This is a genomic window from Desulfovibrio piger, from assembly GCF_012843875.1.
In the GTDB taxonomy this organism is placed as follows: domain Bacteria; phylum Desulfobacterota; class Desulfovibrionia; order Desulfovibrionales; family Desulfovibrionaceae; genus Desulfovibrio.
Window position 1 is genome coordinate 1 of sequence record NZ_JABAFY010000062.1, and the last position, 11510, is coordinate 11510.

An 11510-nucleotide genomic window follows, 5' to 3' on the forward strand; every position below is an offset into this window, starting at 1 on the left:
AGATCTTCCCGCTGGTCATGACTGGAGACCCGGGCATAGGCAATGGTCGTACGGGTCGTATCTGCGATCGCCAGCTCGGGCTTGAGTTTTGTGATGTCATATCGACGGTGTTTGCCGGCTGTACGCTCGGGAACCAGTTTTCCGCTCTCTTCCCATCTGCGAAGGGTGGGAATGGATACTCCAAGCAATCGCGCTGCTTCACCTATTGTGCATAATCTGCTCATAAAGAGTATATTTACATATTTTTTGACACATTTCAAGTAATCAGTTTAAGCCCGGCAGCCGATGTTGCCACCGACGGCTCCGTACCGTAATAGCCGAGCTTCAGGGGGTCACGGCTGCCCGTCATCCTGTAGCCATAGGCATGCCCCTGGATGCTGATATCGACGTAGCTCTCGTTCTCCACGGATGATTCGAGGACGAGGGCTTCGATGATGATCCTGAAGGTCGTGTCCTTGCTGACGAAGGTGCAGGTGCGCTCCTCCAGGTCCAGCTTTCTGGCGCGCAGTTCATCGACGTAGCGCCGCAGGAACTCGAAATGGTGATCGTTGGACGCTGTCCGGAGCAACTTGCCCGTAATGTTGATTTGCACCGGCAGGGCACCGGCGGCGAAGACGGACACGTTCTCCGACAGGGTATTGTGGACAAGGGATTTCTCCGAGTGTCCTTCCGTGATGCTTGTGATGATGATCTGCCAGAAGTTCGCCGCCGGTCCCCCGCTTTCCGGTCTAAACAGCCCTCCTGAACCGCCGGTGCCCAGCGCGAAATACCCCGTCCTGGCCTTGGTGAGGGACGCCGCCTTGCTCGAGGAGATGTACCCCGCATCGAAGACGGAGACCGTATCCACCGGTGGAGTGTCGCGTCCGTCTGTATTGTAGCCGTAGACCTCGTCGTAGAATCCCTGGATATCGAAAGATCTCTGAATATCAAAAGCCATCGGCTGCCTCCTACAGCTTTTTCTGCAGGCCGGCCAGCGTCTGCCTGACGCCGTTCAACGTGGTGACAAGATCGCCTTTCAGCGTCTCGTTAAGAGTGTTGAGCGTACCTGTAAGGCCCTGCATGGTGTCTGTCATGGTGCCGGACGCGGTTCCGGCTTTATGGCCCGCGAAGTAGTCCGCCTGCTGCTTCTGTATCTCGCGAAGCGCGTTGGCCTGCGCCATGCCGGGATCGGTCTGGGCGGATGCCGACGCCTCATCGAACGTCGTGGTGGCGCCTGCCGTGTAGGCATCGGCCCCGTATTTGCCGGGATCGACGGAGCCGGTACGCTTCCTCTCCTCGGCCATTCGGGCGACAAGGGCCTTGTCGGCCGGTGTGCCGAACATGGCGACACGACGCTGGAACTCCTCGAAATTCGACAGGGCATCCTGCGCGGAGTTGAAGCGGTTCTTCTTCGCGAGCTCGTTCAGGCCGGCAAAGCGGCGTGCCACGTTGGGCGCGAGTATCCCCAGCGCGACGCTCCCTGCCGCTCCGCCCATCGCGTCCCGGTTACGGGTCATGAACAGCCGTGAGGACACCTTGTTCTCTTCCCAGAGCCGTGCGCCGACGTCGCCAAGGGCATCAAGTGTTTTCTGGTCCGCGGAGAAGCTCCGTATCTCGTCCGCCCGCAACGTGCCGTCGCGGAGCATGCGTTCGACCGCCTGCCCGTCCATGCCGTAGAGCCCGGCGATGCGGTCGATCTCCGTGCGGATGTTCCCGCGCTCTTTTTCGTTGGCCGAAGAGTTGTAGAACCTGGTGAGCGCACGCAGGGACACAAGCTGGCCATAACGGGGATCGGCGGACATGGCTGCCTGCACGGTAGCCAGGTCTTCCTTGCCGAGACCGCGCAGGGCTTTGCCCGAGTAATCCTCCCACGCTTTTTCAGACCGTCCGGCGTAGAATTCGTTCAGCTTCCTGCTGCGTAGTTTTACGGCGTCCTCTTCCGCCCTCTTCCAGTCGATGAGCCTGCGACTCACGTCATCGTCTTTGCCCAGGTCGCCCCTTCGCACGGATGCGGTCGCCAGCAGGCCCTGGACTTCCATATCCCCTGAAAGCGCGTCTACAAGCTCACCACGGGCCTTTTCATTCAGATCCGGACGCTGCTGCGCGATGAGCCGGTCCAGGGCTTTACGGGCCTCTTTCCGGCGGCTCACGGGGGCGTTCAGGGCTCGGTAGTCGACATCGAAGGCGTTCGTATCACGCAAGGCGGTATCGAGCGCGTCCTGGCCGATATCCATCCCGAGCTTTTTCGAGAGCAGTTCGGCATCATCCTTGAGGGAGCCTCCGGACAGCTTCCGGCTGAGGACATTCGAGCCGAAGTAGGCATTCATGCTCATGGCATCGTAGACCGTCCCGTCCACCCCTTGGGGATCCAGAGCGAACTGGGCCGCGGACAGCTCGCTTGTAAGGCGCTTGATGTCTTCGTCGAGGTTGTTGTTCACGGCGGCCCGGTTTGTGGTCGGAGCCTTGCCGTCGAGCATGTCGAACGCGGCCTTGTAGGCCAGCGTCTGCCTGCTGTTGGCTTCGTAACGTCTGTAGGCGCCGTTGGAAGGCGACAGGTTGTTGCGAACGGCCGCATAGAGGCGGTCGAGGAGCTGCTTTTTGCCTTCCGTCGAGGACAGGAGCTTGCGGGCTTCCTCCACGGAAACATTTTTGGCAAGGACACGGTAATCAGCCTCGGCGCCCGTATATTTTTGGTATTTCCTGTTCCATCCTCCGGGACCCCGGTTATTGGCCTGGTCCGTCAGGACGCGCCGGAAACCCTCGTCCTTGAGCATCAAGCCGAGGATCTGGCTCCAGGATTCCTTTCCGCCAGCCTTCCTGTAAAGGCTGTGTGTATATTGTTCACGCGCTTCCTCATAATACGCCTGCCGCAGCCTGTCTTTCTTGCCGGACTTCAGGACGTTGTCCCAGGCGCCCTGCAGCAGACCGAGTTTTTCAGTTTCCGCAGCTGTCAGCCCCAAACCGGCGGCTTCTATTTTTTTGTTGACCTCGCTCTCGGTACTACCGGTGATTTTCCGCAAACGCTTGTCTCCAAGCTTTTTACGGGCACGCTCCAGCACGTCGACATCAGCGCTGTCTTTCGCAAGGTCGATGCCCTCAGCCCGGAAAGCTTCGAGCAGGTCCCTGTTTTCCGGTTTGTTAAGAAAACTGATCAGGTTTTGCGTCGCGAACTGGTGGGAGCCGAACGACGAGCCTCCGGTATCGGCGTAGCCGTGCCAGACCCTCGTTTTCTTGTTTTTCTTCGCACGCCCAGAGACCTGCCCGCCTTTTACCCGGAAGCTGACTTTTTTCATCCCTTCGCCGCTTGTCTCCTCGGAAAGCATGACAGGATTACGTCGTTCCCATTCGTCAGGGTCCAGAGCCCCGGTCGTCCATATGGATTCATCCCTGGACAGAGACATTCCCTGCGCGGCCTTCGCGGCCTTTCTGAGCGTCTTCTCGTCGGCAAGGGCGGACGAGGTAGGCCCCACATCGCTGTTTACGCCATTGATGTCCGGGATGTAGCCATTGGCCAAAGCATCGTTACGCTCGACATACCCGGCGTAGGCACCAGCGATACGGCCAAAGGTGGCCTCACTGAATTTGGTGAGCGTCTTGTCGAAGTCGCGGGCGAGGCGGCGGAAGGGGTTGGCGGCAAGGTCCTCTTCCTCACGGCGCTTTTGCCGGGCAAGGTGCGCTTCGCGTGCCACCTGCTCCCGGAAGTCGTCGCTGTGGAGCTGCTGCGCCTTGATGCGGGCGATCTCGGGTGAGTAGCCTTCCATTCGATAGCCGAATTCCGTGGCGGCCATGCCCGACCTGCCCACCTGCTTGCCTACGGCATGTGCCATGATGCCGCCCAGTACGTCGCCGCCGTATTTGTCCACGGCTTCGCCCCAGAGGTCGGGTTTGTTGCGCTGGAAAGCCATCATGGAGTCCAGATGGTTCAGGCGGCCGGAGCGGGACACCAGGAGATTCATGGGATTTTTGCTGTTGAGGATGTCCATGGGACTGACGTTCCTGTCGAGCCCGGTCATGGAATCGTTCGCCAGATATGACAGGAGCAGATCCTGTATCTTCGTCTGGGCCACGGCATCCTGCTGCGTCATGGTCTGGACCATGCCCGACACGCCTCCGTGCCGGGCCACCATGGCCGGGTTGATAAGACCCATGCGTTGCGCCTGGGTGATCATGGCCGCGTTGCCCATGGCCTGGATGGAGCCCTGGTAGTTGTTCAGGCCCATGGACGAGAACAGGAAGGCCCCCTGCTGCCCGTAGGTGTTCACCATGTCACTGTGGCTCATGCCGGCCATGCGGGAGAACATGTTCTCCTTGCGCATGATGTCCCGGAACTGCGAGATGTCCGCGCCCATGGTCTGAAGGCGCTTGAACTCCTTCATCAAGTCCTTGAAGTCCGTCGAACCGGCGACCTCCATGACCGTCGTCATGGTATCGCGCAGCTTCTTGATGATGTCCTTGTACTGGGCGGCACTGCCCGCGTAGTCGAACATGCCGTTCTCGACGCCGAGCTGGAGCATGCGCCGGTAGTCGCCTTCCTTGAACAGGACGTCGCCGGCCGCGCTCGCACGGGTGAAGCTGTCGATGCTTCGCGCGGATGCCGCGTTGAAGCCCATGCCGGTGGCAAGGTTCACGTCGCGTCCGCCGGTGATCCTGGGCATGGTAAGGTTCTGGACCGCACGCAGGTCGCGGACACGGTCGACGACGGGCTCGGCAAGACTGGGCATGGCCAGACCGGCGAGGGCGCCGGGGATACCCCCCAGAGCGCCGAAGGCCAGCGACGATACGCCAAAATCCAGTACCGTACCGCCGAGGGCCAGCATCTGGTCGCTGGAGTGGCGCCGGATGGCACTCATGTACTGCTGCTGGTTCACAGCCGGGTTGTAGGTGTTGAACGTGTACTTGGGCAGGCCGAAGGGCGCGCCGTAGTTGCGGATCATCCATGACTGGAGCAGGCCGGGCATCTGGTTCTGGTAGTTCGTCGGTGCCGGGCCGGGCAGCGTGCGGAAAGCGCCGTACTCGGCAGGAGTAAGATACTGCGCCTGCGGCATGTAGCCCATTTGGCCGCCGGTCAGGTACTGGGTGGCGAGAGGGCCGTAATTCGTGAAGATAGGTGCTTGTTCCTGCGTGATCACTTGCTGTCACCTGCCGTGGCGCTGCTGATGTGGTTGATGGTTTCCTTCAGGGCGTCCATGGCCTGCCGCAATTCCTTCAGCGAGGTGAAGCCCTGTTTCCCGGCGCTGTGCATGCCGGCCGCCATAAGGCCGAGATACCGGGTTCTGTCTTCATCGGTCGCCTGCCTGCGTCCAGGCATGTCCCGGCGTTGGGGGAGGCCGGCATCCTGTCTGTTGAAGGGAGAGACGAGGTCGGAAACAGCGTCCAGGTACTCGCGCATGTTCTTCAGGTAGTCGTCCCGGGCCCCGTCCCGCAGGCCGGACGATACGGACAGGAGGAGGAAGACATCGAGCATGCGCCCGCCGAACCACTGGCCCAGCCCGTGCCTGTACGCGTGTGTGGCTGTGACATGCTCGCGCAGCAGGCGGAACTCCACGCTGCGCCGTGTGTATTGCACCCCGGAATGCCTGAGGACCTCAGCCCTTACTTTTCCTTCCGGGGTCGCATAAAATTTTTGATGGCCCAGTCGGACGTGGCCACGGCGATGGTCCTGTCGAACACCGCCAGCTTGTTCACCAGGGCGTTCTGGATGATGTACGGCATGTCCTGGACGCGCTTCCGGGCCCTGTCGAAGTCCTCTTTCGTCTCGACGCGGTATGTCTCGTCCTTGAAGGAGACCAGGGACGCCGCCAGGTTGCAGACGGCCACCAGGTTGTTGTAACGCATCATGGACAGGCGTTCGTCACCGGCGGTCTCCCTGTCGATGGTCTCCAGGATGTAGTCGTCGACCCAGGAGGGGCGGATGCGGAACTCCGCCGGGATACGGTCGAACAGCTCGAACTTCCAGGAAACGTTCCCGGACGTGATCAGGTATTCCAGGACGTCACGGATGTCGTCATCGGAGATGTCCCGCGCGTGGAGAAAGTCCCGGTAGCTTTTGATGACGGACTCCGGGCCGAACTCCTCCAGCGGGCTTTTGAGGGTGGCGTCTCCGTCCACTTCAGGTACGGGCCGGGGCGTTTTTTCCTCGGCGATGGCCGCTGGGGGGATGGTGCCGCGTGCTTCCGTGCCGTGAAGACCTCGCGATGCCTGGCGAATATCCATGATCTCTCTCCTTATGCTCAGTCTGAAAAAACGAAATCCGAGCCGGTGACAAGCCGGCCCTCTATCTCACCGGTGACGGGGTCACCGACGCGGACGACGGGCTTGCCTTCGATAAACAGAACTTGTGATCGCCCCACGGACGTGCAGCTATGACCGCAGTCCCCGCGCCCAAGGCTGCCCGTGACGCAGACGTTCCTGTCCTCAATACGCGGGAACTCACCTGTCATCATGGTCCCCTGCACCGTATGGTCGCAGACCCGGCAAAAGCCCTCAAAACGGTCGCCAACGCAGCAAACAGGCTGTGGCATGCCGTGCTCCTTATGTGTCTTCACTATGTCGTTGTCGTGACCTTCGCTTTGGCCAGCTTGAAATCTTCCGCGACCTTCATGGCTGTCTCCTGGGCCGCGCCTACAGGACGGGCCACGGCCGCCTCCAGACGATTCCCGGCCTCGTCGACGGCGCCGTTCAGTGATTCCCAAAGCTGTTTCGCGCTGGTCCCGGGAAGACGTTTGGCCACGTCGTACATGGCGCAGGCGGCCTCCACGCAGCGTTCGAGCTCTTCCAGCTTGTCCAGCCAGTCCTTGACCCCAAGGCGGTCCAGGGCGTCGTTGAAGAGTTTCGACGCGTTGCTGAGCGCTTCGGCGGGCGTTTCCTCCAGAGCGTCGAGGGCGGAATTGGCCTTGGAGCTCAGGGCGTTTTTCAGCCGGTTGACAAGGGCATCGACCTTTTTGCCGGCATCCAGCATATCCAGCACTTCCTCGATGAGCTGTCCGAGTTCGGTACGCGCTATGTACGGGCAATCCAGCGCCTTTTCCAAAGCCCGCTTGAGGTCGGCAACGGCGCTTTGGGGGCCGTCCAGGAAAGCGTCAATGGCTTCGGAAACGTCGTCGAAGGCTTTCAAGGCGCCGTCCATGAGCTCCCGGGCCTTGTCGAAGGGATAGTCAAGGAGCTTCTTTGCCATGGACATGATGCGCTTCGGGAGCTGGATCAGCTTTTCCACGGCCTTGTGGACTTGCTGCAGGGCGCCGAGGGCCATCTCGCAGTCCGGGGAGGTGAAGTCCACGTCCGGTATGTCGGGGAGCGTGTCACTGACCTTGTCGAGCGTCGTCTTCTCCACGCACAGGGGGCCGAAGACATGCGTGTATCCTTCAGGGCATTTGCCGTTTTTCGCCGTGGGAGTCGCCATGTGGCTATGCCTTCCTGATATTGAGGGACGAGCAGGTAACGTCCACCGGTCCCACGCTGTTCGACCGGGACACGAGCGTGATGCTTTCCGCGCCGACGCGCAGGGCGCCCCCCACCTGAAGGTCGAGATCGGAGCCGACGGAGTGGTTCTCCCTGTTGCCGACAGTGAAATCGAGCTTGCCGAAAATGGCCCGCGTCTCGTCGCCGCCCACTTCGACGGAGCGCTTGCCGTCCACCTGGTAGTAATCATCGCCCATGACGCGGACTTCGTTGTCCTTGCCCACCGAAAGCAGGGCGTCCCGCGAGGTGGCCAGGACGAGCTTGCCGTCAGTGCCCATGACGATGGCGCCGTAGTCTCCGCCGTCCACGCTGTTGACGCGCACGCCGAAGCGGGAATCCGGGGCATCCGGGGTGTCGCCGAGGTAAAAATGGGTCGTGGGCGTCCCGCTGCCGGGCTGTGCCTCGTCGCCGTATTTGGCGCCGCCTACGATGGACATGCCCGTGCGGCCGGAACTGCCGTGGGAAAAGCTGATGTCGCCGAAGTCCGTGCTGATGGTCAGCTCACGGGCGACGATCTTCACGAAGTCCATAAGGGCGCCCATGATGATCTGGCTCATGGGGGAGGCTTTGAGGACGATGCCGCCTTCGGACAGCAGGGCGAGCTCCGCGCCGCCGTCGGTGGAGAAGACTTTGTCTCCGGGCATGTAGGAGGCCGGGCGGCCGCAGGTGTAGGAGTCGCGGCGTGTCGCGCCGTAGGTGAGCTTGTTGTCGCCCCCTGAGTCCGTGGACGTGCTGCTGGTCGAAGTGGGCACGCCCGGCTTTACCGCCACGGGGATGGTGCCCATGATGTAGGGCTGGCCGTCGAGGTAGGTATAGAAGACCACGGCACCGCGCAGGTTGCTTGCCCAGGAGGCGTCATTGCTCTGCAGGCCGCCCGTGGTGTTGAGGATGGGCACGCCGTAGAGCATGCCGCCCTTCGTCTTCAGGATGTCGCAGGTGAGGGTGGCTGGATTGGCGGTGATGACCGTGGCTGTACTGAAATATTCGGGGTGACCGGTGTGCGCGGCGATGCTTTCCATGCGGAAAGATTGACCGGTATGCCGGGGGCGGTTCAGAGCCGCTGTTTGTGTTCGCGTTCCTGAAGTGGTACGCAAACGGCATGACGATGAGGCGCAAACGGCATGACGATGAGTCGCAAACGGAGGATGGCCATGACAACGAAACGGCAGGATGCGATCCTGGCCTGCCTGCGTCATCAGGACGGCGTACGGCGGGAAGATATCGGGCGCTATCTGGAACAGATGGGGAGCGCCTGTTCAAAAACGACGCTGGTACGGGAGCTGCATTCCCTGTCCGGTCTCGGGCTGGTGGAAAGATCCGGCACCGGCAGGGGCGTGTACTATGCGCTCAGCCGGAATTCGGCACAGACCATGCCTGTAGATGTCGCCGCGTATTTTTCAAAAGACGCGGACGAACGTTCTGTGCGCAGCGAATACTTCAATTTCGATCTGTTCGACGAATTGCAGCATCTTTTGACGCAGGACGAGATCGCCGGACTGGACGCCCTGAATGCCGTGTTCCGCCAGAAAAAAGCCACGTTATCTCCAGGCCTTTTGCGAAAGGAGTACGAACGGCTCACCGTGGAGCTTGCATGGAAGTCCTCAAGGATCGAAGGCAATACCTATACGCTTCTTGATACGGAACGGCTGCTCAGGGACAACGTGACCGCGGCCGGAAAGACGGTGGAAGAGTCGCGCATGCTGCTCAACCACAAACAGGCGCTGGAATATGTCCTGTCCGCGCCGGAGTACTACAGAGAGATCACCGTCCGCAAGATGGAAGAGATCCACAGCCTCCTGACGGAAGGACTGCACGTCGCTCCCGGAATACGCTCCGGCATGGTCGGTATCGTCGGGACGAACTACCGTCCTTTGGATAACAAATTCCAAATACGTGATGCTCTTGAGAAGTTGTCAGATATGATCAACAGGACGCGGCACGCCGTGGAAAAGGCTCTGCTCGCCATTTTGATGATCTCCTACATCCAGCCGTTCGAAGACGGCAACAAGCGCACGTCACGCATCCTTGGCAACGCCTTGCTGGTTGCGGCAGATTACTGTCCGCTATCCTACAGAAGTGTTGATGAAGTCGAATACAAAAAAGCGATGATCCTTTTTTATGAGCAGAACAACGTCAGCTATTTCAAGCAGCTCTTTCTCGAGCAATTCCGCGCGGCCGTGAAGGATTATTTTTAGCCTGTCTGTTCCTGGAGCGGTTGTACCGAAGACGGAACAGGCGGTGCTGCCGGCAAGGCGGAACGGTCGTGATGACGCAACAAAGGCCGGGGAGGGGTGCCTCCCCGGCCTTTTGTATCCCGGGCGTTTTCGTGAGCCTTAGTACAGGGCGATCTCGCCGTACTGGGCCTCATACTGCTGGATGGTCTGCACCAGCGCGGCGGCCAGGCGTTTGGCGCTTTCGGGGCTCATGCCGATGGCCTTTTGCGGCTGCACGGCCAGCACCGGGCCCTGCTGGTCCTGTTCGTTGCGGCTCACGCAGGCCGTGAGCAGGATCTCGCCGTGGGAGTAGTTTGTCTGGAAGGCATTGGCGTAAATGGTTTCCAGAGCGGGGGCCGGCAGCATGGTCACGCGCAACTGCTGTTCGGTACGCTGTTCGGGCTGCTGTTCGGTACGCTGTTCGGTACGCTGTTCAGGGGCATGGCTGTTGGCGGGGGTCTTTTTCAGAGCGGGCATGGGGATATCCTCCTGTCTGGTTGTGACGGGCAAGAAATTCTTCTGTTTCTTTGTTGCTTCTCTTCTACTTCGTCTTTTCTACTTCGTCTCTTCTACTTCGTCTTTTCTACTTCTTTTCGTTTTTGGCGCCCTTGTCGTTCTTGCCGGTCTTTTCTTCCTTGCCGGCCTTTTCTTCCTTGCCGGCCTTTTCGTCGGGGCCGTCGGCATGGGTACGGATGCTGACCTTGGGCAGCTCGGCGAACTGCACACTGCCGGCGTCCATACGGCTGATGATCTCGGCGGTGATGTCCATGGACGCAGGAGCGGAAAGGACGTTCTGGCGGGCAATGACGGCCACGTCGCCCTTGTCGGCGCGCCAGGCTTCGATCCTGGCCAGCATGTGCTTGCTGACCACGTCACGGGCTGCGGCCTGTTCCAGCACCAGCTGGCGCTGCAGCACGGCCAGGCCCTGACGCAGTTCCTGCTCGCGTTTTTCTTCAGGGCTTTTCTTCAGTTCTTCCTGATAGGCGGCCAGGCCGTTCTGCAGGATGGCCTGGACTTTGGCCAGGTGTTCGTTGGCCTGCTGCGCGGCCCTGGACTGGCTGAGGACACGGTCCACATCCACGCAGACCACGTCCGGGCCGGTATCCAGGCAACCGGACAGGGGCAGGGTCAGCATGAGGGCGAGGCCGGAAAGAAAACGGGGAAAACGGGACATGTTGTCTCCTTGTGATGGTATGCGATCCGGCCGGGGCCGGACGTGGCGCGCCGCGCCGAAATTTTTGCGGGATGAGTATCACCGACTTTATGCGATGGCGCCGGAACTGTCTCCTCTGGCGCGCAGCAGGCACGACAGGATATTTTCCAGCAAACACAGACGTCTTTCAAGTTCCTCGATCTTGCCTGAATCGGAGAAACAGGGCTTTTCTTCCCTGGCGTTTTTCCTGGTGCTTTCTTCGCCGAACAGGAGCCAGTCCGCCGTCACGCCCTCCAGTCCGCAGATGACGGCCAGGAAATCCGCGTCCGGGCGTGTCGTATTCGTCTCATAATTGCGTAATGAGGACTTGCTGATTCCTATCTCGGCGGCATAAGCGCTTTGGGAACGCCTTCCGCGCAGCTCGCGTATACGTTCACCAATGGTATTCAGGCCAATGGCCGCGCCTCCGGTCCTGGAGCTGTGCTGCCCCGGGGGGTGGCTCTTGCCTGAAGGCGTATCTCCGTGAAGCTCGCTGGTCTGGGGGGTGTCGTGTGCATCCATTTTGGGGGCTCGATTTTCGGGGTTTCGTTAAAGGAGGGGAGATACCGCTCCGGCCTCTTTGCCGGGCCAGGCGCGGCCAATAAAAAACGCCGCCCCGGGAAGGCTGGATACAGGGCGGCGTCAAAAGGTGCGGTGGCCGGGACTCT

General features: G+C 60.6%; 12 protein-coding genes. 1 reads left to right on the top strand and 11 read right to left on the bottom strand.

Annotation, left to right across the window (positions count from 1 at the left end):
* From HF854_RS11225 to HF854_RS11260, 8 genes are all read right to left on the bottom strand, one after another.
* A partial coding sequence (locus tag HF854_RS11225) for a MerR family DNA-binding transcriptional regulator (RefSeq protein ID WP_205906115.1) occupies window positions 1-224 on the bottom strand: 224 nt, incomplete at its 3' end.
* A gap of 32 nt (window positions 225-256) precedes the next feature.
* The gene (locus HF854_RS11230; RefSeq protein ID WP_168936367.1) at window positions 257-937 is read right to left on the bottom strand and encodes a hypothetical protein; all 681 of its coding nucleotides are present in this window, start codon (window positions 935-937) and stop codon (window positions 257-259) included.
* Between the two features lie 10 nt (window positions 938-947).
* Window positions 948-5108 carry a hypothetical protein gene (locus tag HF854_RS11235; protein WP_168936368.1) on the bottom strand — a complete coding sequence of 1387 codons (4161 nt, stop codon included), beginning with the start codon at window positions 5106-5108 and terminating at the stop codon, window positions 948-950.
* Window positions 5105-5545: a hypothetical protein gene (locus HF854_RS11240; RefSeq protein ID WP_168936369.1), complete on the bottom strand. Its 441-nt coding sequence runs from the start codon at window positions 5543-5545 to the stop codon at window positions 5105-5107. Before HF854_RS11240 ends, HF854_RS11235 begins: the two co-directional genes overlap by 4 nt.
* A gap of 26 nt (window positions 5546-5571) precedes the next feature.
* Window positions 5572-6192 (bottom strand): hypothetical protein, encoded by a 621-nt coding sequence (locus HF854_RS11245; RefSeq protein ID WP_168936370.1) that lies wholly within the window; start codon window positions 6190-6192, stop codon window positions 5572-5574.
* A 17-nt stretch (window positions 6193-6209) separates the two neighbouring features.
* A complete protein-coding gene (locus HF854_RS11250; RefSeq protein ID WP_168936371.1) occupies window positions 6210-6500 on the bottom strand; it encodes a PAAR domain-containing protein in 291 nt (96 codons plus the stop codon).
* Between the two features lie 23 nt (window positions 6501-6523).
* Window positions 6524-7378 (bottom strand): hypothetical protein, encoded by an 855-nt coding sequence (locus tag HF854_RS11255; RefSeq protein WP_168936372.1) that lies wholly within the window; start codon window positions 7376-7378, stop codon window positions 6524-6526.
* Between the two features lie 4 nt (window positions 7379-7382).
* Entirely contained in the window at window positions 7383-8456 is a 1074-nt protein-coding gene (locus HF854_RS11260) for a bacteriophage T4 gp5 trimerisation domain-containing protein (RefSeq protein ID WP_168936373.1), read from the bottom strand.
* A gap of 132 nt (window positions 8457-8588) precedes the next feature.
* Here HF854_RS11260 and HF854_RS11265 point away from each other — a divergent pair, with 132 nt between their 5' ends.
* Window positions 8589-9632: a Fic family protein gene (locus tag HF854_RS11265; protein ID WP_168936374.1), complete on the top strand. Its 1044-nt coding sequence runs from the start codon at window positions 8589-8591 to the stop codon at window positions 9630-9632.
* A 138-nt stretch (window positions 9633-9770) separates the two neighbouring features.
* Here HF854_RS11265 and HF854_RS11270 read toward each other — a convergent pair whose 3' ends face one another.
* The 3 genes from HF854_RS11270 to HF854_RS11280 form a co-directional block, all read right to left on the bottom strand.
* Window positions 9771-10127 carry a DUF3467 domain-containing protein gene (locus HF854_RS11270; RefSeq protein ID WP_168936375.1) on the bottom strand — a complete coding sequence of 119 codons (357 nt, stop codon included), beginning with the start codon at window positions 10125-10127 and terminating at the stop codon, window positions 9771-9773.
* A gap of 106 nt (window positions 10128-10233) precedes the next feature.
* Window positions 10234-10824, bottom strand: a complete 591-nt coding sequence (locus tag HF854_RS11275) for an OmpH family outer membrane protein (RefSeq protein WP_168936376.1) — start codon at window positions 10822-10824, stop codon at window positions 10234-10236.
* Between the two features lie 87 nt (window positions 10825-10911).
* Window positions 10912-11364, bottom strand: coding sequence for a helix-turn-helix domain-containing protein (locus tag HF854_RS11280; RefSeq protein WP_168936377.1), 453 nt, complete (start codon window positions 11362-11364; stop codon window positions 10912-10914).
* Window positions 11365-11510 lie beyond the last annotated feature (146 nt).